26 protein-coding genes and 5 tRNA genes are annotated in these 26,835 nt (G+C 45.2%); 19 read left to right on the top strand and 12 right to left on the bottom strand.

Annotated elements, in window-relative coordinates; genetic code table 11:
• The first annotated feature begins 8 nt into the window (after nt 1-8).
• The 6 genes from GZN30_RS00155 to GZN30_RS00130 all read left to right on the top strand — a co-directional run bounded on the left by GZN30_RS00155 (nt 9) and on the right by GZN30_RS00130 (nt 2,395).
• On the top strand, nt 9-1,634 hold the full coding sequence (locus GZN30_RS00155; RefSeq protein ID WP_075647872.1) for a methyl-accepting chemotaxis protein: 1,626 nt from the start codon (nt 9-11) through the stop codon (nt 1,632-1,634).
• Nucleotides 1,635-1,856: 222 nt separating this feature from the next.
• Nucleotides 1,857-1,932: transfer RNA gene (locus GZN30_RS00150), tRNA-Phe, on the top strand.
• Between the two features lie 53 nt (nt 1,933-1,985).
• Nucleotides 1,986-2,061 (top strand) — tRNA-Thr (locus tag GZN30_RS00145).
• A gap of 35 nt (nt 2,062-2,096) precedes the next feature.
• A tRNA-Asn gene (locus GZN30_RS00140) sits at nt 2,097-2,172 on the top strand.
• A gap of 36 nt (nt 2,173-2,208) precedes the next feature.
• Nucleotides 2,209-2,284, top strand: a tRNA-Thr gene (locus GZN30_RS00135).
• A gap of 35 nt (nt 2,285-2,319) precedes the next feature.
• Nucleotides 2,320-2,395: transfer RNA gene (locus GZN30_RS00130), tRNA-Asn, on the top strand.
• A 62-nt stretch (nt 2,396-2,457) separates the two neighbouring features.
• Here GZN30_RS00130 and GZN30_RS00125 read toward each other — a convergent pair.
• The 9 genes from GZN30_RS00125 to mlaF form a co-directional block, all read right to left on the bottom strand.
• Nucleotides 2,458-3,507 carry a serine hydrolase domain-containing protein gene (locus GZN30_RS00125; RefSeq protein ID WP_075652440.1) on the bottom strand — a complete coding sequence of 350 codons (1,050 nt, stop codon included), beginning with the start codon at nt 3,505-3,507 and terminating at the stop codon, nt 2,458-2,460.
• A 137-nt stretch (nt 3,508-3,644) separates the two neighbouring features.
• Nucleotides 3,645-4,388, bottom strand: coding sequence for a 1-acylglycerol-3-phosphate O-acyltransferase (locus GZN30_RS00120; RefSeq protein ID WP_075652420.1), 744 nt, complete (start codon nt 4,386-4,388; stop codon nt 3,645-3,647).
• 117 nt (nt 4,389-4,505) lie between these two features.
• Nucleotides 4,506-5,765 (bottom strand): UDP-N-acetylglucosamine 1-carboxyvinyltransferase, encoded by a 1,260-nt coding sequence (gene murA / locus GZN30_RS00115; protein WP_075652421.1) that lies wholly within the window; start codon nt 5,763-5,765, stop codon nt 4,506-4,508.
• 9 nt (nt 5,766-5,774) lie between these two features.
• Nucleotides 5,775-6,029, bottom strand: a complete 255-nt coding sequence (gene ibaG / locus GZN30_RS00110) for a BolA family iron metabolism protein IbaG (protein WP_075652422.1) — start codon at nt 6,027-6,029, stop codon at nt 5,775-5,777.
• Nucleotides 6,030-6,044: 15 nt separating this feature from the next.
• Nucleotides 6,045-6,356 (bottom strand): STAS domain-containing protein, encoded by a 312-nt coding sequence (locus GZN30_RS00105; RefSeq protein ID WP_075652423.1) that lies wholly within the window; start codon nt 6,354-6,356, stop codon nt 6,045-6,047.
• Nucleotides 6,353-6,991, bottom strand: coding sequence for a phospholipid-binding protein MlaC (gene mlaC, locus GZN30_RS00100; protein ID WP_075652424.1), 639 nt, complete (start codon nt 6,989-6,991; stop codon nt 6,353-6,355). The genes GZN30_RS00105 and mlaC overlap by 4 nt, the downstream gene beginning before the upstream one ends.
• Before the next feature lie 3 nt (nt 6,992-6,994).
• On the bottom strand, nt 6,995-7,486 hold the full coding sequence (gene mlaD, locus GZN30_RS00095) for an outer membrane lipid asymmetry maintenance protein MlaD (RefSeq protein WP_075652425.1): 492 nt from the start codon (nt 7,484-7,486) through the stop codon (nt 6,995-6,997).
• A gap of 2 nt (nt 7,487-7,488) precedes the next feature.
• Nucleotides 7,489-8,280, bottom strand: a complete 792-nt coding sequence (gene mlaE, locus GZN30_RS00090) for a lipid asymmetry maintenance ABC transporter permease subunit MlaE (protein WP_075652426.1) — start codon at nt 8,278-8,280, stop codon at nt 7,489-7,491.
• On the bottom strand, nt 8,277-9,074 hold the full coding sequence (gene mlaF / locus GZN30_RS00085; RefSeq protein ID WP_075652427.1) for a phospholipid ABC transporter ATP-binding protein MlaF: 798 nt from the start codon (nt 9,072-9,074) through the stop codon (nt 8,277-8,279). Before mlaF ends, mlaE begins: the two co-directional genes overlap by 4 nt.
• A 234-nt stretch (nt 9,075-9,308) precedes the next feature.
• On the opposite strand from mlaF, the gene GZN30_RS00080 reads away from it, so the two are divergent.
• The 12 genes from GZN30_RS00080 (at nt 9,309) to mgtE (ending at nt 18,563) form a co-directional block, all read left to right on the top strand.
• On the top strand, nt 9,309-10,274 hold the full coding sequence (locus GZN30_RS00080; protein WP_075652428.1) for a calcium/sodium antiporter: 966 nt from the start codon (nt 9,309-9,311) through the stop codon (nt 10,272-10,274).
• Between the two features lie 19 nt (nt 10,275-10,293).
• The gene (locus tag GZN30_RS00075) at nt 10,294-11,259 is read left to right on the top strand and encodes a KpsF/GutQ family sugar-phosphate isomerase (protein ID WP_075652429.1); all 966 of its coding nucleotides are present in this window, start codon (nt 10,294-10,296) and stop codon (nt 11,257-11,259) included.
• Nucleotides 11,259-11,816, top strand: coding sequence for a 3-deoxy-manno-octulosonate-8-phosphatase KdsC (gene kdsC / locus GZN30_RS00070; RefSeq protein ID WP_075652430.1), 558 nt, complete (start codon nt 11,259-11,261; stop codon nt 11,814-11,816). Before GZN30_RS00075 ends, kdsC begins: the two co-directional genes overlap by 1 nt.
• Nucleotides 11,813-12,376 carry an LPS export ABC transporter periplasmic protein LptC gene (gene lptC / locus GZN30_RS00065; protein ID WP_075652431.1) on the top strand — a complete coding sequence of 188 codons (564 nt, stop codon included), beginning with the start codon at nt 11,813-11,815 and terminating at the stop codon, nt 12,374-12,376. Before kdsC ends, lptC begins: the two co-directional genes overlap by 4 nt.
• On the top strand, nt 12,357-12,854 hold the full coding sequence (lptA, locus tag GZN30_RS00060) for a lipopolysaccharide transport periplasmic protein LptA (RefSeq protein ID WP_075652432.1): 498 nt from the start codon (nt 12,357-12,359) through the stop codon (nt 12,852-12,854). Before lptC ends, lptA begins: the two co-directional genes overlap by 20 nt.
• A gap of 2 nt (nt 12,855-12,856) precedes the next feature.
• Entirely contained in the window at nt 12,857-13,582 is a 726-nt protein-coding gene (gene lptB / locus GZN30_RS00055) for an LPS export ABC transporter ATP-binding protein (RefSeq protein ID WP_075652433.1), read from the top strand.
• 43 nt (nt 13,583-13,625) lie between these two features.
• On the top strand, nt 13,626-15,086 hold the full coding sequence (locus tag GZN30_RS00050; protein WP_075652434.1) for an RNA polymerase factor sigma-54: 1,461 nt from the start codon (nt 13,626-13,628) through the stop codon (nt 15,084-15,086).
• 23 nt (nt 15,087-15,109) lie between these two features.
• Nucleotides 15,110-15,397 carry a ribosome hibernation promoting factor gene (gene hpf, locus GZN30_RS00045; RefSeq protein WP_075652435.1) on the top strand — a complete coding sequence of 96 codons (288 nt, stop codon included), beginning with the start codon at nt 15,110-15,112 and terminating at the stop codon, nt 15,395-15,397.
• A gap of 2 nt (nt 15,398-15,399) precedes the next feature.
• The gene (ptsN, locus tag GZN30_RS00040; protein ID WP_075652436.1) at nt 15,400-15,846 is read left to right on the top strand and encodes a PTS IIA-like nitrogen regulatory protein PtsN; all 447 of its coding nucleotides are present in this window, start codon (nt 15,400-15,402) and stop codon (nt 15,844-15,846) included.
• 9 nt (nt 15,847-15,855) lie between these two features.
• A complete protein-coding gene (rapZ, locus tag GZN30_RS00035) occupies nt 15,856-16,719 on the top strand; it encodes an RNase adapter RapZ (protein WP_075652437.1) in 864 nt (287 codons plus the stop codon).
• A gap of 3 nt (nt 16,720-16,722) precedes the next feature.
• Nucleotides 16,723-17,001 (top strand): HPr family phosphocarrier protein, encoded by a 279-nt coding sequence (locus tag GZN30_RS00030; RefSeq protein WP_075652438.1) that lies wholly within the window; start codon nt 16,723-16,725, stop codon nt 16,999-17,001.
• Nucleotides 17,002-17,207: 206 nt separating this feature from the next.
• A complete protein-coding gene (gene mgtE / locus GZN30_RS00025) occupies nt 17,208-18,563 on the top strand; it encodes a magnesium transporter (RefSeq protein WP_075652439.1) in 1,356 nt (451 codons plus the stop codon).
• Nucleotides 18,564-18,607: 44 nt separating this feature from the next.
• Here the strand turns inward: mgtE and GZN30_RS00020 are convergent, their stop codons facing one another.
• Nucleotides 18,608-19,939 carry an IS4 family transposase gene (locus GZN30_RS00020; protein ID WP_075649976.1) on the bottom strand — a complete coding sequence of 444 codons (1,332 nt, stop codon included), beginning with the start codon at nt 19,937-19,939 and terminating at the stop codon, nt 18,608-18,610.
• Nucleotides 19,940-20,068: 129 nt separating this feature from the next.
• Entirely contained in the window at nt 20,069-23,746 is a 3,678-nt protein-coding gene (metH, locus tag GZN30_RS00015) for a methionine synthase (RefSeq protein ID WP_075647656.1), read from the bottom strand.
• Nucleotides 23,747-23,915: 169 nt separating this feature from the next.
• On the opposite strand from metH, the gene GZN30_RS00010 reads away from it, so the two are divergent.
• Complete coding sequence (locus GZN30_RS00010; RefSeq protein WP_075647657.1) at nt 23,916-25,205, top strand: cation:proton antiporter; 1,290 nt, start codon at nt 23,916-23,918, stop codon at nt 25,203-25,205.
• A 123-nt stretch (nt 25,206-25,328) separates the two neighbouring features.
• On the opposite strand, the gene GZN30_RS00005 is transcribed toward GZN30_RS00010, so the two are convergent.
• Complete coding sequence (locus GZN30_RS00005) at nt 25,329-26,006, bottom strand: DedA family protein (protein ID WP_075647658.1); 678 nt, start codon at nt 26,004-26,006, stop codon at nt 25,329-25,331.
• Between the last annotated feature and the right edge of the window lie 829 nt (nt 26,007-26,835).

Here is a 26,835-nt window from a genome sequence, read left to right as displayed (position 1 = left end):
GGGGATCCATGAAACTCAAAACACAAGCTTACATTCTGTCAGCAATCATTCTGACTGCTCTTTTAGCTTTGACAGTAACAGGTCTTTGGACACTACGCGTTGCGAGCAGCCTCGACAACAAAGCACGAGTAACTGAACTATTTAAGAGTGCCTACAGCATTCTGACTGAAGTAGAGCAGATGGCGATTGAAGGCAAAATGCCAGAAGAGGAAGCAAAAGCTCTCGCAACTCGCCTACTACGTAACAATATCTACAAGGATAATGAATACGTATATGTTGCTGATGAAAATATGATTTTCGTTGCCGCACCACTAGATCCTCAACTTCACGGCACCAGCTTCCATGACTTTAAAGACGGTAATGGCAACAGCGTTGGTCAGTTGATCCTCGATGTATTGGGTCGTTCAACAGGAAAGATCGTCGAATACACTTGGACGCAAAAACTGGCTGATGGCTCGATCGAAGAAAAACTATCAATAGCTGAGAAAACGCCTCATTGGGGCTGGGTTGTTGGCACCGGTATCGGATTTAACGAAGTAAACGCTCGATTCTGGTCTTCAGCACAATGGCAGTTACTTCTATGTCTAGCGATTGCAGGCAGTATCTTTGGCGTGCTGATTGTTTCTATTCGTAAAATCATCGCGTTATTAGGTGGTGAACCCCAAGAAGTGCGCAATGCGGTACAAGCTGTCGCACGCGGAGATATCCAAGCTTCATTTGATAAAAATGCGCCCCAAGGCAGTATCTATGAAGCCGTCCAACATATGAGTCTTTCACTGGCTCAACTGGTGAACAACTTAGATTCCTCAATGGTTGCGCTACGTCGCGAGCTTGCGAATGTGGAAGATCGTGCTTCGAGTATTGCGGAGCTTACTGACTCCCAGCAGCAATCGACCGCAATGATTGCAACGGCAATGACTGAAATGGCGTCATCAGCGAATCACGTCGCCGATTCAGCGAGCGACACTGCGCGTAATACCGACCAAGCAGATCAACAAAGTCAGCATACGCAGCAGTTAATCCACAATACAGTCGATAATATTCAAGGACTTGCATCACAATTGGGCACTGCCAGTCAGGCGGTTTCTGATTTAGACAACGACGTTAATAATATTGTCAAAGTACTGGATGTGATCGGTGATATTGCTGAGCAGACTAACCTCCTTGCTCTCAACGCAGCCATTGAAGCGGCACGCGCGGGTGAACAAGGTCGTGGTTTTGCGGTGGTAGCCGATGAAGTACGTAACCTTGCTGGTCGAACTCAAGACAGTACTAAAGAGATTCAACAAATGATCTCTAACCTACAAGAAGGTTCTCGCAATGCCATTCACACCATGGATGTCTGTGCGGCAACAAGCCAGAGTACGGTTGAAGAGTCGCAAAATGCTTCAGAAGCGCTGCAACAAATCGTAATTGCACTCGAGTCAATCTCACAAATGAGTCATCAGATCGCCACCGCAGCTGCAGAACAAACTGAAGTCAGTGATGATATTTCGATGCGCATTAATATTATCGAAGAGAGCGGCAACAAACTAAGTAACGTGGTGACAGCGAGTCATAACAGTACTCAAACACTCACTCACCTTGCGAATGAACTCGAAACCTGGGTAAGCAAGTTTACTGTTAAGCAGTAATCAATAACTAAACCGATAAAAGCACGCTTAATAGCGTGCTTTTCTTATGCCCTAACCACAACAATTACTGTGCTTTTAAGCCAATAATTTGTCTTAATTCATAGCTGAACAGAGGTTAAATGGGTAAAAACAGCCCATTAAGTACATAAAAGCAACAAACGATATTTTTTTTGCATTTTAGTGTTGACCTTAAAAGCGAAAAGCCGTTTAATACACCTCGTCGCCCGGATAGCTCAGTCGGTAGAGCAGAGGATTGAAAATCCTCGTGTCGGTGGTTCGATTCCGCCTCCGGGCACCACAATTTCTAGTTGTTGGTGCTTAGCACGAACGACAATATAAAGAATACAGTGCGCCGACTTAGCTCAGTAGGTAGAGCAACTGACTTGTAATCAGTAGGTCACCAGTTCGATTCCGGTAGTCGGCACCACTTATTTAGTGTTTCTATAACACAAACAGAATAGTTCCTCCTTAGCTCAGTTGGTAGAGCGACGGACTGTTAATCCGCAGGTCGCTGGTTCGAGCCCAGCAGGAGGAGCCACTTTTAATCGATGAGATTTAATCTTGTTGATGATGTGCCGACTTAGCTCAGTAGGTAGAGCAACTGACTTGTAATCAGTAGGTCACCAGTTCGATTCCGGTAGTCGGCACCACTTATTTAGTGTTTCTATAACACAAACAGAATAGTTCCTCCTTAGCTCAGTTGGTAGAGCGACGGACTGTTAATCCGCAGGTCGCTGGTTCGAGCCCAGCAGGAGGAGCCACTTTCAAAAAAGCCTTATCATCTGATAAGGCTTTTTTACATTTGTCGTTTCGAAAAATGAATCTAAAGCAGGCTTGCTAATAATCGCACGGTATCTAGTGAAGGCATACTGGCTAAATCGTAGTTCCCCCCTGTTGCGACAATCACCGCATCTTGATTAGGTAGCATCACAATATATTGCTCACCAATGCCATTCGCCGCCACCGCTCCACCAATCTTCGAAACCTGCCAAAAATGTAATCGATACCCCATGCTATAGCTGTAAAACGAACTTGAACGCAGCATGTTAAACCAATGCCCAGCTAAAATGCGTTTCCCTTGGAATTCTCCTTTGTTTAACCACATCAAGCCAAACTTACCCATATCTAACGGTGACAACATTAAGCCCCAGTCGGCTCCTGGCTCATTACTGCCGTGTTGAGCCAGCCAACGATAGTCTGTGATCGATAACGGCTCAAACAGCTTCTCTCGCATCACTTGAGTAAAAGGTTGACCATATACACGCTCAATAATCTTGGATAACCCCACTGTCGATAAGCCACTGTAGGCAAAACGGCTGCCAGGCTCAAAGGCAAGCTTTGTCTCCAGGAACATCGCCAATAAATCTTCTGCCATATAATGGCGAGTGAATACATTGCCAGAGCCCTGTCGATAAGAGGTTGCCAGTTCATCCAGTGCGTATCCCGTTGACATGTTCATCACATCACGCACGGTTATCGCCATCTTCGCTTCACGATCACTCTGTTGATATTCAGGAAAGAGACTGAATACTGGTATGTCTAAATTCGCCAACTTGCCTTCGTCAATGGCAATAAAAATCAAAGTCGCGACAAAGGACTTGGTCACTGAATGGATATTATGTAGCTTATTTGCCCCTACAGGCACCATAGAGGTCTTCTGAGTACCATATGTACCTCCGCCCTGTCGGTGAAGCTCAAACACCTTCTCGTTGCTCTGCCAAGCGATCAATGAGTGGATATTATTCGCTTTGCCACTTTTGACTCGCTGCTCGACAGGCGCAAACCTTTCATTGCTTTGAACAACATCTATCTCTTCTTGCCCACATCCCGTTACGATGGCTAGTAGAGATATAATAGCCAACACTCGACACACCATTATTCAAGCCCCCTACCTTCGTCTTTTGCCTACTTAAACAAAAAGTACGAAGCATTGCAGCGTGCTTCTTAGGGTATAAAAAAAGCGTGCGACCAATCGCACGCTTTTCTCAAATTTAAATACCAGAGTTAAAATTAACTCACTGCCTTCTTACTGGCTTGATTCAGCTGTTTTACTTCGCTATCCAATTCAGCCAGCTTCGCTTCCATTTGCTCACGGCAAAGGTTCGCAAGTTCACGTACTTGTTCCTTACGGTAACCTTCGGTACTCACTGGTGGCAGCATCTCAACAATCACATGTCCATTGTTCCAACGATTAAGCTTAATGCCATCTGTAGAACTACATACAATTGGAATCACGCCAACTTGTGCGCCGATAGCGGCATGGAAAGCGCCAGTTTTAAACGGCAACAAACCGCGACCACGAGAGCGCGTACCTTCTGGGAACATCCACACAGAAACGTCACTGCTCTTCATGTTATCAACAACCTGATCAATCGTACCAACTGCCTTGCTACGGTTAGCTCGGTCAATCAGGATGTTACCCGTTAGCCAATACAACTGACCGAATAAAGGTAGCCAAGCTAAGCTTTTTTTACCCACTGTCACCACTTTTGGTGTCACAGCAGAAGATACGGTAAATAGGTCCCAGTTATTCTGGTGGTTAGCAATATAGATATGCTGACCACGGGTGTAAGCATCTTCTGGAATACGCAAATCAAGCTTGATGCCAAATACGCGCGACATCTTGCCAAACAGGCGACCGAAGGTGAATACGTGTTTTGGGTTGCGTGGGCTTAACAAGCAATAACCACAACCAAATACAAACATAACTATCGCAAAAATCACGACGGCGAAAACACGCAGTAGTGCAATCATTAATGCTCTCCAAGTACGTATGGGAAAGAATAGTGGTCATAATCTAACGGATCTTGTGACCATAAAAAAGCCGAAACCTAAGTTTCGGCTTACATTTGTTAGCTTAAGGCGATTGAATTAATCGCGAAAGCGCTCAATTTTAGCGCCTAGTGCTGACAACTTATCTTCAATCTTATCGTAGCCACGATCGATATGATAAATGCGGTCAACAATAGTTTCACCTTGAGCAATACAACCCGCAATAACAAGACTTGCCGATGCACGTAGGTCTGTCGCCATCACTTGCGCAGCGCTTAGCGTGTCAACATCACCACAGATCACTGTGTTACCTTCGATCTCAGCTTTAGCGCCCATACGCATCAGCTCAGGAACGTGCATAAAGCGGTTCTCGAAGATCGTCTCAGTGATAACGCCGCCACCTTTCGCCATCATATTGAGTAGCGTAAACTGCGCTTGCATATCGGTAGGGAAACCTGGGTGTGGAGCAGTACGAATGGTTACCGCTTTAAGCTCACGATCCGTCATATCAACTGAAATCCAGTCTTCACCGGTTTCCACTTTTGCACCCGCTTCTTCTAACTTAGCAAGTACCGCTTCCAACAGGTGAGCGTGAGTATTGCGACATACCACTTTACCGCCAGACACTGCCGCAGCAACAAGGAAAGTACCCGTTTCAATGCGATCTGCAACCACAGCATGCTTACCACCACCTAGACGCTCAACGCCTTCGATAGTAATGGTATCAGTGCCTGCGCCTGAAATTTTAGCGCCAAGCTTATTTAAGAAATCTGCAGTATCAACGATTTCTGGCTCACGCGCTGCGTTATCCAGAACCGTTTTGCCTTCTGCTAACGTTGCTGCGCACATAATCGTAATCGTAGCGCCAACACTCACTTTGTCCATGACGATATGCGCGCCCTTAAGGCGACCATCGACGTGTGCTTTTACGTAGCCATCTTCAAGAGTGATGGTTGCACCAAGTTGCTCTAGACCATGGATATGCAGATCAACAGGACGAGCGCCAATCGCACAGCCACCAGGAAGCGATACTTGTCCTTGACCAAAACGAGCCACTAGCGGACCTAATGCCCAAATAGAAGCGCGCATAGTTTTAACCAGATCGTATGGTGCGCAGTACTCATTAATACAGCTAGGATCAACGTGAACAGAACCGTTACGCTCTACTTTCGCACCAAGGCGCTTAAGTAGTTCCATCGTGGTATCAATATCACGTAGATGAGGTACATTACTTACTTCAACTGGTTCTTCAGCCAGAATTGATGCAAAAAGAATTGGAAGGGCGGCGTTCTTCGCACCCGAAATAGTGACTTCACCCACTAATGGCTGCGTAGAACCAGTTACTCGAAATTTTTCCATTACAAAACCTTACAGTGACATCAGCTTCTTATCGCGAGCCCACTCTTCTGGCGTGTATGCCTTAATAGATAGAGCGTGGATGTCATTTCTTTGGATATACTCCATAAGTGGAGCATAAATAGTTTGTTGTTTCTTAACGCGGCTCATTCCATCGAAACAAGCATCAACAGCGATCACTTCGTAGTGGCTACCCTCGCCCTTCACGTGTAGTTCTTCTAGATTTAGTGCTTCGTTTAATATCTGTTGTACTTTGGCGCTATCCACAATTTACCTCTAAATTTAAATCTTTATGTGCTCAGCAATGTATTTATCTACATTACTCAATGCCAGCAAAGTGCTGAGTTGCGTCGGCACGAAGCTGAGCATTATATGACAGTTTTGCTTTTTTGCATGCTCTAAAAGATGAATCAACATCACCATACCCGCAGAGTCAACTCGCTCTACGCCCGCCAAGCTAATTTCCAACTCAGCTTGCGTGGGTTGCCATAGTTTTAATTGATTCCAAAGTTCCGGCACTGTATCACGATTTAGCGCCCCTATCAGGGCGCCACTATTTACATCACTCGATTGCCACTGGCTATGAGTTATCATTGCTTCGCCTCGAAACGAATCGGTTGAGCCGCTAAGTTTTCAAGGTCTTTCGCCACCGCCAAGATACCTTCTTGGCGTAACTTACCGTTCCATTCAGATTGCTTGCTCGACAATAAACTGATGCCCTCAGCAATCATGTCAAATACTTGCCATTCACCCGTCTTCTTATCTTTACGCAGCTTAAACTCAAGTTTGATGTTTGGACGAGGCGCATCAATGATATCAACCTTAACACTGGTGATAGTCTTGCCTGCATCAACCTTTTTCTCTGGTTCAAACTGCAATTCTTGATCGGTGTACTGCGTCAACACTTGCGCATAAGAAGCGATTAAGTACTGGCGAAAGGCTTTAATGAATTCATTCACATCCGCACGCTTAGCCCCTTTTAGGTTTGAGCCCAGCAGTTTTAATGCCGCATACTTATAATTAACGTAAGGCATTAACTCTTCTTCGACAATCACCTTAAGGTGGTTTGGATCTTGTTTCACCATCGCCTGCTCAGCTTTGAGACGATCAAACGCGATTTCTGCCACACCCGTCATCAGCTGATACGGCTGGGTCTTATCTATCTCCGCAGCACTCGCAACTACTGGTAACCACAATGTGCAAATTAGGATCAAAAACTTCTTTAACATCTTTTATTCTCCAGATTCCGATTCCGAGCCACTGCCAACGCTATACAGCACTTGACCGATGAGATCTTCAAGCACTAGCGCAGACTTAGTATCTTCAATGTAGTCGCCATCCACTAGCATCTGCTCATCATCAAATACAAAGCCAGGAACCAAACCAATATACTGCTCACCAATTAAACCAGAGGTTAGGATCTGTACACTAGAGGTTTCAGGAAATTGATTAAACTGGCTGCTAATCGCCATTTTCACCACTGGTAATAGCGAGTCAGGGTTTAAATTAATTGCCGTCACTCGACCAACGACAACGCCACCAACTTTCACTGGTGAGCGTACTTTTAAGCTACCGATGTTATCGAATTCGGCGCTGACAGTGTAAGTATCGTTCGAACCGATGCCTTTTACGTCAGCAACTTGAAAAATCATAATCAAGACTGCGCAAATTCCTGCCAATACAAAGCTGCCCACCCATAATTCTGTCTTACGTGTCTGTTGCATTATTAATTCCCGAACATCAATGCGGTCAGTACGAAGTCTAGTCCAAGTACTGCCAAAGAAGAGTGTACTACCGTGCGAGTCGTCGCGCGGCTGATGCCTTCCGAAGTCGGAATTGCATCGTATCCATTAAAAAGCGCAATCCAAGTCACTGTGATTGCAAACACTAAGCTCTTAATAAAGCTATTGCCAATGTCTTGACCTAAGTCGACCGACGCTTGCATGGTTGACCAGAAGCTACCGTGATCGATACCTTTCCAATCCACACCAACCAACTGACCGCCCCAAATGCCCACTGCCATAAAAATCATCGCTAGCATTGGCATAGAGATCACACCAGCCCAAAAGCGTGGGGCAATGACTCGTTTAAGTGGGTCGACAGCCATCATTTCCATCGAAGAGAGTTGCTCTGTCGCCTTCATCAAGCCGATTTCAGCCGTCAAAGCAGAACCTGCACGACCTGCAAACAGCAATGCAGTAACAACTGGACCTAACTCGCGCAGCAACGACAGCGCCACCATCTGACCTAGCGCACCTTCAGCACCAAAATCAACCAGGATAACGTAGCCTTGTAAGCTCAATACCATGCCGATAAAAAGACCGGATAAAATAATGATCAGCATTGATTGCACGCCAACGCTATAGAGCTGCTTGATCAATAGCGGGGCATTTTTAATTGGCTGTGGGCGAGTAACGAGAGCACCAACTAACATTAATGTGGCACGACCAAAGACTTCACATGCCGCCATAGAGCGACGACCTGTTGCAGCAACAAAATCAATTAAATTGGAGATCATTGAAACAGGTCCTCTGCGATCGATTTAGCTGGATAACGAAATGGCACTGGACCATCTGCGTCCCCGAGTAGAAATTGCTGTACTTGAGGATCTGGGTTCGCGTGTAGCTCTTCTGGTGTGCCGCTAGCGATAACTTTTCCATTGGCCAAGATATAGACCCAGTCAGCAATGCTCATCACTTCTGGTACATCATGCGAAACCACTACGGATGTCACCCCCAACGCTTGATTTAGATTACGGATAAGCTCCACCAGCACACCCATAGTGATAGGGTCCTGACCAACAAACGGCTCATCATACATAATCAACTCAGGATCGAGTGCGATTGCACGAGCCAGAGCTGCGCGGCGAGCCATACCACCGGATAACTCACTAGGCATCAGATCGGCAGCGCCACGTAAGCCCACCGCTTCCAATTTGAGTAACACCAAGGTGCGGATAAGCGCCTCGTCGAGCTGAGTGTGTTCGCGTAATGGAAAAGCAACGTTATCAAAAACGGTAAGATCGGTAAAAAGCGCACCCGATTGAAACAGCATGCTCATTTTTTTGCGCACTTGATAGAGCTTGCGGCGGCTTAACTTGGGGATATCAAGACCATCAAACAACACCTCGCCACTATCAGGCGCCAATTGCCCGCCGATTAAACGCAGCAGTGTCGTTTTACCAATCCCGGATGGCCCCATAATGGCGGTCACTTTGCCTTTGGGAACATGTAGGTTTACGTTATCAAATATCACACGGTTTCCGCGAGAAAACGTGAGATTATTGACTGTAACCAAATCACTTGATGACATTAGGTACTCGTCGTCAGAATCCTTGTTTAATAGGCAATCATAAGCAGATTACCCTCGAATTAAAAGCACTGTTCAATTAAATGTGAAGCTCTATGTCTTTGCTTTATCAGACAAGACTTAAATTCAATTACATAATGTGCAACAAATAATTGAATCTTCGGCTTCCCTTTTAAACTGCAACAAGTCAAAATTGGCGGTTAATTTATTCAGTTTACAGATAAGTTGGGAAATATCATGTTTGAAGCGGTTGCGTTCCTCATCGTCGGTCTCATTTTCTTGGTATGGAGTGCCGATAGACTTGTATTTGGTTCCGCGGCTTTGGCAAGAAATTTCGGTATTTCTCCACTTGTCATTGGTATGACGATTCTCGCGATGGGATCATCAGCACCAGAAATGATGGTTTCTGCCACCGCCGCCCTTGATGGCAAAACAGATACTGCCGTGGGTAACGTTTTGGGTTCCAACATCGCCAACATTGCCTTGATTCTCGGTATTACCGCTTTAATTAAGCCACTTTCAATTAGCTCAGCGGTACTGCGCCGTGAATTACCTTTAATGATAGCAGTCACTGTGATTGCTGGTGCTATCTTATGGGATAATCACTTAGGCTTTATGGAAGGTATTCTGCTGCTAATACTCTTTGTCGGTTTTATCTTGGCAATGCTGCACATCAGCCGTAAAGAGAAGAAAAACGGCGATGTAATGCTGGATGAGCAAGAATCTGAAATCCCACAAGGCGTGAGCAATATGAAAGCGGCGTTCTGGGTCGTGGTGGGCTTAATTGTGTTACCGCTATCGGCTGACACGCTAGTCGAAAGTTCAGTCGTCATCGCTAAGTATTTTGGTATGAGCGACTTAGTGATCGGTCTAACCATCATTGCGGTCGGTACCAGCCTTCCAGAACTTGCCGCATCGGTTGCGGGGGTAATGAAAGGTGAAGATGATATGGCTGTCGGCAATATCATTGGCTCAAACGTATTCAACATACTCGCCGTAATGGGTATCCCTGGTATTCTTAACCCATCGGTTCTGAGTGAACTCGCTATGGGACGTGACTTCTGGGTAATGCTTGCCGTATCACTGCTGCTGGTTGTGATGGCACTTGGTAAATCTCGTAGTATTAACCGCATTGAAGGCGCGATTCTTTTCGTGGTGTTCATTGCTTACCAAGTTTATTTAATCGTCAATATGACCGCTTAAACGATTTCAGGAAATCCAAATGTTTGACTACCGCAAAGCTGCACTTGACGTGCTCAACACTGAAGTAGAAGCACTAAAGCAACTCGATCAATACTTTGACGACAATTTTGCCAAAGCATGCGAAACCATCTTAAATAACAAGAATGGCAAAGTTGTCGTAATGGGCATGGGTAAATCCGGTCATATTGGTAATAAAATTGCAGCAACACTTGCCAGTACGGGCACTTCTGCATTTTTTGTCCACCCTGGTGAAGCCGCACATGGCGACTTAGGTATGATTGAGCCTGGTGATATTGTGTTAGCGATTTCAAACTCTGGTGAAGCACATGAGATTCTTGCGCTTTTCCCAGTACTAAAGCGTTTACAAATTACCATCATCAGTATGACGGGTAAGCCATTATCAAATATGGCTAAGCTTGCGGATGTTCACCTACAAATCACCGTACCGAAAGAAGCCTGCCCAATTCAACTTGCACCAACATCAAGCACTACCGCGACATTAGTCATGGGTGATGCTTTGGCGATGGCATTAATGCAAGCACGTGGTTTCACCGCTGAAGATTTTGCCCTGTCTCATCCGGGCGGTGCACTGGGTCGCAAGCTGCTACTCAAGCTTGAAGACATTATGCATACTGGCGATAAACTACCGCTAGTATCCGCCGATACTCTTATTCGTGATGCGCTATTAGTGATCAGTGAAAAAGGGTTAGGTATGACCGCAGTGGTCGATAACCACCTACAACTGCAAGGTATTTTTACCGATGGCGACTTACGTCGTATTTTAGATAAGCGCGTAGACATTCATACTACAGTCATCGGTGATGTGATGACTAAAAATCCAACTGTAGCCAACCCTAACATGCTGGCGGCAGAAGGAGTAAACTTAATGCAAGAGAAAAGCATTAATGGACTACTGCTTTGCCAAGAGAACCAAGTGGTCGGTGCGCTGAATATGCACGATCTACTCAAAGCTGGAGTAATGTAATGACGGCAAACGTTGCCACACTTTACGGTCAAGTAGACGCTGACATTCTGGAAATTGCCAAACACATCAAACTATTGATTTGCGATGTCGATGGTGTGTTTTCGGATGGTCTAATCTATATGGGCAACAATGGCGAAGAGCTAAAAACCTTCCATACCCGTGACGGCTATGGCGTTAAATCGCTAATGAATGCTGGCATTGAAATTGCCATCATTACTGGTCGTCGCTCGCAGATTGTGGAAAATCGCATGAAAGCGCTGGGTATTTCACTGATTTACCAAGGTCAGGACGACAAGGTTAAAGCCTACCAAGACATCTGCCAAAAGCTCGATATCGCTCCTGAACACACTGGCTATATTGGCGATGATTTGATTGATTGGCCGGTGATGGAAAAGGTTGCGCTAAAAGTATGCGTAGCCGATGGGCACCCATTACTTGTACAACGAGCAAACTATGTTACCCACATTCGTGGTGGTCATGGTGCGGTGCGTGAGGTCTGCGATTTGATCTTGCAAGCTCGAAACGAGCTTGATGTACACAAAGGTTTAAGTATATGAGTCTCCCTCGTGTCGGGTATTTAGTTTTACTCATCATTATTAGTGCATCAAGCTACTACTTAATGAGAGATCAAGCTAAATACGATATACAAGTAGAACCCGATATTGAATTACCTGTATTCACCGGTGAAGGTTTAACTAACACTTCTTACAACGAGCAAGGTTTGCGCAGCTACGTGATTACCTCAGCGCGTTTAGACAACTACGCGAGTAATGGTGAAACGACTTTTGAAAAACCCGTTCTAAAGGTATATCAGCAAGGTAGTGTTCAAGAGTGGGAGATCACAGCGGAGCAAGGTGTTCTAACCAAAGACCACATTTTGGTTCTAAAAACCAATGTTCTAGGTAAAAATCTATTACCTGACTCCGGCTTTGACACTTTATCCACTGACACTCTGAGTATACAGTTAGATAATCGAGATTTTTGGGCGGAGAACCAAGTCACTTTGGTCGGTCCTCAGTTTGAAACCGTCGGTCAAGCGATGAAAGGTAACTTCGCTGAAAACACCGCGACACTTTACAAACATGTACAAGGCAGATATGAAACTCTCACACCTTAGTTTAATTGCCTGTTTGTTTGCTTCAACACAAGCATTGGCGCTATCGACAGACCGCGACCAACCTGTGTACATTGATTCAGACAGCCAGCAGCTTGATATGCAGAGTAACCAAGTTACATTCCTTGGCGATGTGAAGCTTAAGCAAGGCAGTATTAACATCAATGCTGACAAAATCGTCGTAACACGCGACAAAAATGATGGCTCAATCAAAAAGATTGAAGGCTACGGTAAACTTGCGACCTTCTCTCAATTGACAGATGATGGCAAAACGCTGCATGGTGAAGCTAAAGAGCTTTATTACGATGTCAGCCAAGACCAACTGACAATGATTGATCAAGCAATGCTGGCACAAGATGATAGTGAGATCCGTGGTAACCACATCCGCTACCAAATTTCATCACAAAAGCTAATTGCTGATGGCAAGCAAAAAGGCGATCGTGTGACCACAGTGCTTCAGCCGCAAGCAGTACAAGAATAATTATGGCGATTTTAAAAGCAGAGCACTTAGCGAAAAGCTATAAAAACAGAAAAGTAGTTTCTGACGTCAGCCTAACGGTTGAGTCGGGACAAATTGTAGGGCTACTAGGTCCAAACGGCGCAGGTAAAACCACTTCGTTTTACATGATCGTCGGTCTAGTAGCACGCGATGAAGGGACGATCAGCATTGATGGTCAAGATATCAGTATCTTGCCTATGCATAGCCGTTCTCGTATGGGTATTGGCTACCTACCACAAGAAGCCTCGATTTTCCGTAAGCTGTCCGTACAAGACAACATCATGGCGGTTCTTGAAACTCGTGAAGAACTGACTCGCGAAGAGCGCCAAGACAAATTGGAAGATTTGTTAGAGGAATTCCACATTCAGCACATTCGTGAAAGTGCAGGTATGGCACTATCAGGGGGCGAGCGTCGACGAGTTGAGATCGCGCGCGCTTTGGCTGCTAACCCACAATTTATTTTGTTGGATGAGCCATTTGCTGGTGTAGACCCTATTTCAGTTATCGATATCAAAAAGATCATTGAACACCTTCGTTATCGAGGCTTAGGGGTATTGATAACCGACCATAACGTTCGAGAGACGCTAGATGTATGTGAAAAAGCCTACATCGTAAGCCAAGGTCATTTGATTGCAGAAGGTACACCAGACGACGTACTTAACAACGAACAAGTTAAGCAAGTTTATCTTGGTGAACAATTCCGACTATGATTAATAAAAAGTCTGTAGAACTTTATAAGGCACGTATTACTGCATGAAACCCTCATTACAACTCAAGCTAGGACAACAGCTGGCGATGACGCCACAATTGCAGCAAGCGATTCGCTTACTGCAACTATCAACGTTAGACCTTCAACAAGAGATCCAAGATGCTCTGGACTCCAACCCTTTACTTGAGGTGGAAGAAGGCAACGATGATGTGTCCACCAGCGATGAGAAAAATGTAAACGAGGAAAAAGAATCCGCGCAGGAATCGGCAGATATGGAGCTTCCTGACAGTTCAGAGCTTATCGAAAAATCTGAGATTAGCTCTGAACTCGAAATCGACACCACATGGGATGATGTCTATAGTGCCAACACTGGTAGTACAGGCATCGCTCTTGACGATGACATGCCAGTCTATCAAGGTGAAACCACCGAATCTCTACACGACTATTTAATTTGGCAGTTAGATCTAACCCCATTTAGCGAAACTGACCGTACCATTGCTCTTGCGCTTATCGATGCCATTGATGATTACGGTTACTTAACCGTTTCTTTGCAAGATATCTTAGAGAGCTTTGATCATGAAGATATTGAGCTGGAAGAGATCGAAGCGGTTCGTAAACGAATCCAACAGTTTGATCCTCTAGGGGTTGCATCGGTCAACTTACAAGATTGCCTACTACTGCAACTGGCGACTTACCCAGAAGACACCCCATGGCTTAACGAAGCCAAGCTCGTACTCACCGATCATATTGATCAATTAGGTAATCGCGATTACAAACTGATCATTAAAGAAACTAAGCTTAAAGAAGCGGAGTTACGTGAAGTTCTCAAATTGATCCAACAACTCGATCCTCGCCCAGGTAGTCGCATCTCCTCTGAGCATGCTGAATATGTGGTTCCAGATGTGTCAGTGTTTAAGGATCATGGCAAGTGGGTCGTCACTATAAACCCCGATTCCATTCCGCGTTTGAAGGTCAATCAACACTATGCGGCAATGGGCAAAGGTAACAGTGCGGATAGCCAATACATTCGTTCCAATTTGCAAGAGGCAAAATGGCTAATAAAAAGCCTAGAGAGCAGAAACGAGACACTGCTCAAAGTTGCCAAGTGTATTGTTGAACATCAGAGAGATTTCTTCGAGTATGGCGAAGAGGCAATGAAGCCGATGGTACTCAATGATGTTGCTTTAGATGTGGATATGCACGAATCAACGATTTCACGTGTCACCACCCAGAAATATATGCACACCCCGCGTGGCATTTTTGAATTGAAGTACTTCTTCTCTAGCCATGTCAGTACTGACAATGGCGGAGAATGTTCATCGACTGCAATTCGTGCTTTGATTAAAAAGCTTGTGGCAGCGGAAAATACCGCAAAGCCACTCAGTGATAGCAAGATTGCAGCTCTACTCGCTGACCAAGGGATTCAGGTAGCTAGACGAACAATAGCCAAATACCGTGAATCACTGGGCATTGCCCCTTCAAGTCAGCGCAAACGCCTATTGTAGGCAGCAACCGAGAAGGAAAGTCTATGCAAATCAATATTAATGGCCATCACGTTGATCTAACCGATTCAATGCAAGACTACGTAAACGAAAAGTTTCTAAAGCTTGAGCGTTTCTTTGAACACATCAATAGTATCCATGTGGTTTTAAAAGTTGAAAAACTTCGTCAAATCGCTGAAGCTACCCTTCACGTCAACCAAGCTGAAATACATGCGTCTGCGGATGACGAAAATATGTACGCAGCTATCGACTCTCTAACCGATAAACTGGTTAGACAGCTGAATAAGCACAAAGAAAAATTAAACAGTCATTAACTATGCAACTTAGCGAAATCCTAACATTGGACTGCACCAAAAGTGCAGTCCAATGCACTAGTAAGAAACGAGCTCTAGAAATGATCAGTGAAATCGTTGCAGAGCAAACCGGGCAAAACCCTACCGAACTTTTTGAATGCATGCTTAGCCGCGAAAAAATGGGCAGTACTGGCATTGGAAATGGAATTGCCATTCCCCATGCTCGTATGCACTCTAGCGACAAAGCCATTGCAGTTCTCATGCAGTGTGAAAGCCCTATCGAATTTGACGCCATTGATAACCGTCCAGTTGACTTGCTGTTCGCTTTGCTTGTGCCTGACGCGCAATGCAAAGAGCATCTTAAAACTTTGTCTTGTATGGCTGAACGTCTAAACGACAAGCAGATCCTAAAACAACTGCGTAAAGCAGAATCGGATCAAGAGCTATACGACATCATGATCAACAGGTAATCACATTTTATGCGTTTAATCGTAGTCAGTGGTCAGTCTGGTGCTGGCAAGAGTGTCGCGTTACGAGTATTAGAAGATTTAGGTTATTACTGTGTCGATAACCTTCCGGTAAATATGTTGGATGCATTCGTCCACTCAATCCGAGGTAGTAAGCAGAATGTTGCGGTAAGTATTGATATCCGCAACCTGCCTGAAGAGCCTTCTTTGGTTGAAGATGTCTTAACCAAACTCAAGCAAGAGAGTGACGTCAGTGTACTGTTCTTAGACGCGAACAAAGACACGCTACTTAAACGCTATAGTGAAACACGCCGTATTCATCCGCTATCGCTTAGCCTTGGTAACACCTCACTAGAACAAGCCATTGAGAAAGAGAAAGAGATCCTTTCTCCGCTTAAAGAACATGCCGATCTCATCATCGACAGCAGCAATCAATCACTGCACGATTTAAGTGAAAATGTTCGCCTACGTGTCGAAGGGCGCGAGCGAAAAGATCTCGTCATGGTATTTCAATCATTTGGCTTTAAATATGGCTTGCCAAGTGATGCCGACTACGTGTTTGATGTTCGCTTCTTACCCAACCCACATTGGGAACCTGATTTGCGTCCACTGACAGGCTTAGATGCGCCGATTCGCGCATTCTTAGAGAGTCATCAAGAAGTGATCGAGTTGAAGCTGCAAGTGCAAAAGTTTATTGAGCACTGGTTACCATTATTAGAAAAAAATAATCGCAGTTACTTAACCGTTGCGATTGGCTGTACAGGAGGTAAACATCGCTCTGTTTATCTCACCCAGCAGATTGGTCAGTACTTTGCAGACTTAGGCCACCAAGTTCAAATTCGTCATACCTCGCTAGAAAAAAATTTAAAGGATTAATCGATGCAGCAAGAAAGCAAAACTGTCCTTATTCAAAACCGCTTGGGGCTGCATGCTCGTGCTGCCGTAAAACTCGTCGAACTGGCCCAATCCTTTGATGCTATTCTGACGATTCAAAGCCATGAAGGTAAGACGGCCACCGCAGATAGCGTCATGGGACTATTAATGCTTGAATCGGCCCAAGGCGAGCATGTGACAATCCACGCAGAGGGAAATGATGCCGCTAGTGCTCTCGACGCGGTAAGCCAACTGATCGAACACAAGTTCGATGAAGACGAATAAACCTCACTAAAACTATCTGCAAAATCCGGTTGGTACTTTTTCATCCCAGTATCAACCTTATATCCTTTCCCGTTTCTACTCTTTGCTACGCTTTAGCACAATATTTCACAGCTAGAATTGTTTTTATTAACACGATCTTATTAAACAAGTTGTAAAATTAAGTTACTATTCAGAACATTGTAAGCATAAAGAGTCAGGGGGAACAAATGGCAGAGCAAATAGAATTCGATCAAGCTCACCAAGCCCTGCAAGAAGTCACTGAAGCTCTAGAAAATGGGCGATTTGTCCATGTCCGCCGCCAACTGCAGGATATGGAACCAGAAGATATCGCTCATCTATTAGAAGCATCACCGCGTAAAAGCCGTGAAGTTCTATGGCAACTTACCGATCCAGAAGATTATGGTGAGATCCTCGATGAACTGAGCGAAGACGTAAAAGATGATCTGGTGTCTCGCATGGCACCTGAAATGCTGGCGGAAGCAACCGAAGGTATGGACACTGATGATGTGGCCTACGTACTTCGAAGCCTACCCGATGACGTTTCGCGTGAAGTCCTATCCCAGATGGACGACGAAGAGCGTCAGCGTGTTGAAACGGCACTATCTTATGCCGAAGATACCGCCGGTGGTTTAATGAATACCGACGTTATCACGATTCGTGGTGACGTCGATATTGACGTTGTATTACGTTACTTGCGTATGCGTGGTGAGCTACCAGAAGCAACCGACGCCTTGTACGTTATCGACGAAGAAAACCGTCTTATTGGCGAGTTATCACTAGTGACCGTACTCACTACCCAACCGGACGTTCGCGTTGCGGAAGTGATGGAAGATGCTGACGACGCCATTGAAGTTACGATGAAAGACTCTGACGTCGCAAGCTTGTTTGAACGTCGTAACTGGGTCTCGGCACCGGTTATTGATGAAAACCAGCATCTCGTCGGTCGTATCACCATCGATGACGTGGTTGACGTAATTCGTGAAGACGCTGAACACTCTATGATGAGTATGGCGGGTTTGGATGACGACGAAGATACCTTTGCTCCGGTCGTCAAATCAGCGCGAAAACGCAGTGTTTGGCTGGGTGCTAACGTACTTGCAGCGCTAGCTGCCGCATCGGTCTCCAACATGTTTGAAGCCACGCTCGATCAGATGGCGGCCATTGCTGTATTGATGACTATCGTTCCATCAATGGGCGGGGTTGCCGGTAACCAAACCGTTGCACTGGTTATTCGTGGTCTGGCACTTGGTCATATCGGTGATGCCAACAAACGTGAGCTACTAATGAAAGAAGCGGCAATCGGCTTCTTAAACGGCATTATGTGGGCACTGATCATCGGCGGCATTGTTGTCGCTTGGAAAGGTAACTGGATGCTCGGTGGTATTATCTCAGCGGCCATGATGACTAACTTGTTAGTCGCGGGGATCGCCGGGGTATCTATCCCTATCGTGCTAAAGAAAATGAATATCGACCCGGCACTGGCAGGCGGTATGGCATTAACCACGGTAACCGATGTGGTTGGTCTCTCGGTATTCCTAGGTCTGGCTACGATACTTATCTAGTGATTTTAAGCATAGAAAAAGCGCTGTAATAACAGTAATGCCAGTCAGTTAAGCTGACTGGCATTTTTTCTATTTGTCGCATATTTCTTGGGTTTCAGTTTCACCCAACGAGGATAACTTCTATCTTCTCTTCGGGGGGGTAGGATAAACATGGATATTTGCTGTAGTAGCACTTCATAGTGTTTAGGGAGTTTCCCTGGACTCGTTAAAGGTAAAGCTGCAAAGTATTGAGTCACAGCCATGGCACTACTCGTAAAGCTTAATTGGTTCGGCCAAACGCTATCTAACTTGCTCGCCGCTTTTGTCATAACCTGCCTTATAAGGTTATAGGCTAGCAAAATCCCCCAGAGCTCCTGTCTAACCATATCTGGGCGCTTACTTCGCAATGTATACTCACTATCAAGCAAGGTTTGCTTCATTTCTCTATAGCCTAATTCGATTTCCCAACGATAGCGATAGAGCTCTACAATGTCTTCTCCGGGAAAGCGCAACCCATCACGCATTGAGGTAAGAACCTGATACTCCTTACCTTTAATGGCTTTCGATACCAACCTTGCTTCTATTATCTCAGGCAGGTCACTGAACTTCTTCCTTGCCTGAGGTGATGTTTTTATAGCAACGATAGCATCACTCTGACTGTATTTATGGACAACTTCATACTGAAAGTCTTTTCTCACAGGGAGCATCCAATGCCTTTCTTGACCTACTTTGTTCCAGCGATTAAGCAGCCCTAAAGAGTAATATCCTTTGTCAAAAATGGTCAGTGATTGATCTGGCGTTTGTTCAATAAGCTCTTCTGCGAGCCGCATTTCGCTGGTGCGATAGTCAGAGAATGCACTATCGATTAGCTGATGACTTGTAAGCTCCATCAAGCAAACCATGCGGACCTTAGGGTAAATATTCTCAGATGATTGATTGCGCTGCGCTTTAAACTCTTGATGATTTTCGGGTGTATCTGTCGTTCTCCAAACGACACCATCGACAGATAGAAGGTTTAGTCCACACCAAGTTTCGAAGTTAGACGACTGATAGCTATGCGCAGCCATCTTCTTAAAGACTTGCTTTACACCTTCTTCGCCTAATCTCTGTCTCGCTTGAACAACTGCACTTGGTGCAACAAAACGTTGTTTGTCTGGCAAGACAATATCGAGTTGGTTAGCAATATCCCAAACAGATTGTTGACGAAAGAGACTCATTCCAACAACGGACCAAAGTACGGCTTCTAAAGGTAACCGTCTTCTTCTAACGGTTGCTACACCAGCTTGCTCAAAACCTTGCTGGATAAGCTCTGGACTAAGAATGTCAGAGTATTTATCAAAGTGGTGGAAGGTATTACATGACCGAAAAGTATTGGCAAGTTGGCTTTCTAAAGACATAAAAAAATCCGATATTAGTTTCCTAATATCGGATTTTGAAGCCTTTTGAGGATCGGTCAAATGATCTCACAAATTTCTTAACTGATCGGCATTACTGTAATAACAGCGCTTTTTTTGTTTTTAAACCAATCAATTAAGATTTGGACCAAGCCACTTCTCAGCTTCTAGCCTATCCCAACCCTTACGATCGGCATAACTCTGCGCTTGATCCTCTTGGATCTGAGCAATAGCAAAATAGCGCGAGTCTGGGTGTGAGAAATACCAACCTGATACCGATGCACCAGGCCACATCGCATAGCTGGTTGTCAGTGACATACCTATCATCTCTTCAACTTTGAGCAACTCCCACAGCGCGCCTTTCTCAGTATGCTCAGGGCAAGCCGGGTACCCCGGAGCAGGACGAATACCTTGGTACTTTTCGCGGATCAAATCATCGTTAGATAAATTTTCATCCGCACTGTAACCCCAAATCTCTTTGCGCACTCGCTCATGCAGATATTCAGCAAAGGCTTCGGCGAGACGATCCGCAACAGCTTGGATCATAATCGCATTGTAGTCATCACCTTGCGCTTTAAACTCATCTGCTAGCTCACGCTCCCCAACGCCACCTGTAACTGCAAAGCCACCAATCCAGTCCAACTTACCTGACTCTTTTGGCGCAATATAATCCGATAGACAGTAATTAAACCCTTTTGGCTTTTCAGTCTGCTGACGCAAGTTATGCAGTACTTTCGCTACCTCTGTACGCGACTCATCAGTATAAACTTCAATATCATCACCGACACTGGCAGCAGGGAACAACGCACACATACCGCGTGCTTTGAGTAGCCCTTCGCGTTCAATTTTATCTAACCAATCGTTGGCATCTTGGAATAGACGCTGCGCCTCTTCACCTACCTCTTCATGCTGCAAGATAGTCGGATACTTACCGACTAACGACCAAGTCATGAAAAACGGCGTCCAGTCGATATACTTACGTAATGTAGCGACATCAAAATCATCAAATACATGCACACCAGGTTTGGCTGGTGCTGGCGGCGTATAAGCCTCCCAATCGATCGCCACCTTATTAGCGCGCGCTTGCTCAAGCGTCACTGGCTTAGTACGAGGTTTCTTGCGGTTATGTTGATCACGTACACGAACATAATCCGCATCGAGTTTTTCAACAAAAGGTGGACGCAACACATCGGAAAGTAGCGAAGTACACACGCCCACCGCTCGTGAGGCATTGTTAACATACACCACTGGGTGTTGGTAATTCTGTTCAATCTTCACCGCAGTATGCGCTTTCGATGTGGTCGCGCCGCCAATCAATAGCGGCAAGTCAAAATCAAGCCGCTCCATTTCTTTGGCTACATGCACCATCTCATCCAACGATGGGGTAATCAGTCCAGAGAGACCGATAATATCGACATTCTCTTCTTTGGCGACTTTGAGAATCTGTTCACACGGCACCATCACACCGAGATCGATAATTTCATAGTTATTACACTGCAAAACCACGCCAACGATATTCTTACCAATATCGTGCACATCGCCCTTCACCGTTGCTAGTAGGATCTTACCATTTGAGCTGCCCGCTTGTTTTGAGGCATTGATGAATGGTTCTAAGTGTGCAACCGCCTGCTTCATTACTCGAGCAGACTTCACAACCTGCGGAAGGAACATCTTACCTTCACCAAACAAGTCACCGACCACGTTCATACCATCCATCAGTGGACCTTCAATCACCTCTAATGGTTTGGATGCATTGAGGCGAGCCTCTTCTGTATCTTCAACGATAAACTCGGTAATGCCTTTTACCAATGCATGCTCGAGGCGTTTTTCAACCGCCCAACTGCGCCACTCCAGCGCAGCAGCATCTTCCTCTTTGCCGACCCCCTTACCAGCATACTCTGCCGCAATATCAAGCAGACGCTCTGTGCCATCATCGCGGCGATTAAGCACAACGTCTTCGACTGCCTCACGCAGTTTATCTAGCACGTTATCGTAAATCTCTAACTGACCAGCATTAACGATGCCCATATCCATACCGTTTTTAAAACAGTGATAGAGGAACACCGCATGAATCGCTTCACGTACATAGTTATTGCCACGGAACGAGAATGACACGTTTGAGACACCGCCAGAGATCATCGCATGGGGTAAATCGCGCTTAATATCCGCTACTGCCTCGATAAAATCGACTGCATAGTTATTGTGTTCTTCAATGCCGGTCGCGACGGCAAAAATGTTTGGGTCAAAAATGATATCTTCTGGTGGGAATCCAACCTCATCGACCAAAATACGATAAGCATTGGTACAGATCTCTAACTTACGTTCACGAGTTTCCGCCTGACCAACTTCATCAAATGCCATCACCACGACAGCGGCGCCAAAGCGACGAATGATCTTTGCCTGCTCAACAAACTTCTCTTTGCCTTCTTTAAGAGAAATCGAGTTAACCACCCCTTTGCCTTGAATGCATTTAAGACCTGCCACGATCACTTCCCATTTAGAAGAGTCGACCATGATTGGCACTTTGGAAATTTCCGGCTCTGATGCACACAAATTAAGGAAGCGAATCATACAGGCTTCAGCATCTAACATGCCTTCATCCATGTTGATGTCGATGATCTGTGCGCCATTCTCGACTTGCTGTCGAGCAACATCTAACGCTTCATCATAGAGTTCTTCTTTGATCAAACGTTTAAAGCGCGCCGAACCCGTCACGTTAGTTCGCTCACCAACGTTCACAAACAGCGTCTCTTTCTCAATCGTGAGTGGCTCTAGCCCCGATAAACGGCAAGCAACCGGAAGATCGGGTAAAGCACGCGGCGTAACGCCTTCCACTGCCATCGCCATATGGCGAATATGCTCAGGCGTGGTACCACAACAGCCACCAATTAAGTTAAGGAAACCACTTTGCGCCCACTCTTTAACATGCTCCGCCATATCTTCAGGAGAGAGATCATATTCACCAAAAGCGTTTGGTAGACCAGCATTAGGGTGAGTTGAAACAAACGTTTCAGAAATGCGCGACAGTTCCTCAACGTAAGGACGCAACTCATCCGGACCAAGAGCACAGTTAAGACCAAAGGAAATCGGTTTAACGTGACGTAGGGAATTGTAGAAAGCTTCTGTGGTTTGCCCCGAAAGGGTACGACCAGAGGCATCAGTGATCGTACCGGAAATCATTACCGGTACTTCAACATCCAACTCTTCTAAAACACTATCCACCGCGAAGGCACACGCTTTGGCATTCAAGGTATCGAAAATCGTTTCAATCAGAATCAGATCAGAGCCACCTTTGATTAGTGCGCGAGTTGATTCTGAATAAGCTTCGACAAGCTCATCAAAAGAGACATTACGATAACCAGGATCGTTAACATCGGGTGAGATAGAACAGGTACGGTTAGTTGGACCAAGTACGCCAGCAACATAACGCGGCTGCTCTGGCGTTTTTGCCGTCCACTCATCTGCCGCTTGGCGAGCTAATTGCGCTGCGGCAAAGTTAATTTCTTCACTAAGGCTCTCCATGTCATAGTCAGCCATAGCGATAGTTGTCGCGTTAAACGTGTTGGTTTCAAGAATATCCGCACCCGCTTCTAAATAAGCATTATGGATATCCTTAATCAAACCTGGCTGAGATAAAACCAACAGATCGTTGTTGCCTTTAAGATCGCAGTGCCAGTTGGCAAAACGGTCACCACGATAATCTTGTTCTTCCAGTCTGTAGTCTTGAATCATGGTGCCCATACCACCATCGATCAGCATAATACGTTGCTTAAGCTGCGCTACTATCTGTTGTCTTAACTTGCTTCCCACAATACAGCCTCATTCCTTTGTTTGTACTCCCATCCTATCACAGAGAAAAAAGGAGTCTAGACGTCTAAAAAACTAAATTACTGACAATCAATTGATTAAATAGTGTTTGCCATTTGCCACACTTAGGCACAAAATTCTTATTTACAATTTGTAACATAAGAGTCCCATCATGTCGGTCTACTACACTCTTTGCTTTTTATCCGCCGCGGCAATGTTAATTGCCTTTATAAACAGCAAAATAGGTAAGATGCAAACCACCATTGCGATTACCGCCGGTTCGATGATGCTGTCATTGCTCATCTTGATCGCGGGTCAAAATGATTGGTTCCAACTCACTGAAATTGCATCCAGCACCATCGCCAGTATAAATTTTGAAGATTTCTTACTTAAAGGCATCCTCGGGTTTCTGCTCTTTGCCGGTGGTCTTGGCATTAAGCTCTCCAACTTAAAAGACCAAAAGTGGGAAATTACCGTTTTAGCGCTTGGCGCGACTCTCTTCTCCACTTTCTTTATCGGTTTTGCACTTTACGGATTCTGCCAAATCATCGGAATTCACTTTGAACTGGTCTACTGCCTTCTCTTCGGCGCTCTAATCTCTCCCACTGACCCCATCGCGGTTCTTGCCATTGTCAAAAAGCTAAATGCACCAAAACGCATCTCTACGCAAATTGAAGGGGAATCACTATTCAATGATGGTTTCGGCTTAGTTATCTTCGTCACTATTTACACCATCGCCTTCGGTAATGAAGCACCAACAGTGGGCAGCGTAAGTATGCTGTTTTTACAAGAAGCGGTCGGCGGCATTGTTTATGGTTTCGCGCTAGGTCTAATTTTCCATTATCTGATTAGTGCCACTGATGACCACTCCATGGAGCTACTACTGACTATCGGTATCCCAACCGCTGGTTATGCGTTTGCTGAAGTACTGCATGTGTCAGGACCGCTTGCGATGGTGGTATCAGGTATCATGATTGGTAACTGGACACGCTACATCGGTTTTTCAAAAGAGAGTGAAGATCACCTCGACCACTTTTGGGAATTGGTCGATGAATTCCTCAATGGCTTACTGTTCTTGCTGATCGGTATGTCGATGCTGCTGTTTGAATTCCACAAAGAAGACTTCATCCTAATGGCATTTGCCATTCCATTGGTGCTGACGGGACGTTACTTAAGTGTCTTCCTTTCATACATCGGCTTTAAACGTTACCGAAGCTACAACTCTTGGTCGATTCGTATTCTTACATGGGGCGGGTTAAGAGGTGGACTAGCGCTAGCAATGGCACTATCGATTCCGGCAGGTATTTGGGTCATTCCCGATAAGCTCATCGACGTGAAAGAGATCATTCTCGTCATGACCTACTCAGTGGTTGTTTTCTCAATCCTAATTCAAGGATCAACCATTACCCCTATGATAGAGAAAGCCAAACAAGAAGAAAAAGAAGCTCAAAAGAGCGAGTAAATCTCAGATGAAATAATAAAGGCAGCCATTTGGCTGCCTTTATTAGTTAAAGAGGTTGTTGGTCAGCTTTTAGATCATGGTAGCCCAAAAGGAACATGGCAACCCAAAAGCTATATCAACGGATTAATGCTTCACTTTTGCGGCTTGCTGTTCTTGCCAAACTTTACGTAGACGAACAGTCACAAAACCAAGCAGTGCAGTAACCAAGGTGATCACCGGCGCAGCCATTAACCCCATCGTGACCAATTTGCTGATGTTTTCAGGCAGCAGCGGCAACAACATACCAAATGAGCAAAGTAGTAATGTCCATAAGATAGCGCTCAGCCAAGCAAAATAATGGAACTTGTTGACCTTATTCGCACGCATACCCATCATCAGCGGCAATAGAGAACGAACTACAGGAACGAATCGCGCACAAAATAGAGCAACGAGACCATGCTTACCCAACAGCACATCAACTTGCTGTAGACGTTTCTGCGGTACCGCGTTCACCCATCCTTGAACTTTAGGTAGGCGATTTAACCAACGTCCTTGCACATAAGCAGCCCAACTACCCAGCGCCGCACAGGTCGCGATTAAAACCAAAATTAATACTGGGTCGAGCACACCAACTGCCGCTAAGGTACCCGATAACACCACAACGCTATCACATGGGAATGGCGCAGCAGGAATAAAACCACTTTCTAAGAAAATCAGTGCACCTACAACGAAATACACCATAACTGCGCTGCCTGGAGACATCAGCGTAGTAAAGTCTTGATGCCAAAGCGCCATCAAAACATCAATAATTGAATCCAACATTTTGTAACCTCATAAACCAAATCAAATAATATTTAAGCGATTGAGGGTCTATGTCGGCTATGGATGAAGCGGTAAATCAAGTTTGACTCATAGTAACCCTTTGCTCGAAAAGCGGTACTACCATCAATATAACGATAGTAAGAGGAGCTAAGCGCACTATTCAATGCGTAGATTGAGTCAGTAACAGGCAAAAAAGAAGCGGTTTGATTTTGCCGCTCAGTTGATTTAACAAGGTAGCGACTAACAAGGCTATGTAGAGGATTAGAATGACGTTTTGCTTCGAATCCAAGGGCAACAGTCGTGTTTGCGGGTTGAAGCTGATGAGCAACGTTCTGGGACGCTAAATTTTGAGAAAACAGCTCCTGATCCGTCGCCGAAGATAGCAACAGAGTAAGACAAGCCGCTGATAGCATTCCCATCAATCGCAAAGCGATTCTCCACACCAAGTTGTTTAGCAATAAAACTAGAACGATCAATTCTACAGGCGTTTTAGCGCCACTAGAGAATTAGTTCAATAGCGATCATCTATCGTAAGCATTAACAAAATAAACACCTGAAAATGCACGTATATATACCTATAAAAATCAGGGCTATAGCGTAGAGGAGGGCTGAGAATTGAGATTGGAGAATCGAGAACCACTCGCTGAATCATAGGATGGTAAGAGAAGAGTAGAATAGTAAGAGAGTAGAAGTGAGATGATAGAAACGCCGATCTAAAGATCGACATCAAAATGAACCACTCACTTATCCTTTTCTCAAATTAAGGCATCAAAGATGCTAAACGCTCCCTACTCCCACATCCGTAAGTGAGGCGCTAGCCGAACGTTCT

It is taken from the genome of Vibrio ponticus, assembly GCF_009938225.1.
GTDB lineage: Bacteria > Pseudomonadota > Gammaproteobacteria > Enterobacterales > Vibrionaceae > Vibrio > Vibrio ponticus.
This window is presented reverse-complemented; position numbering and strand designations above follow the sequence as displayed.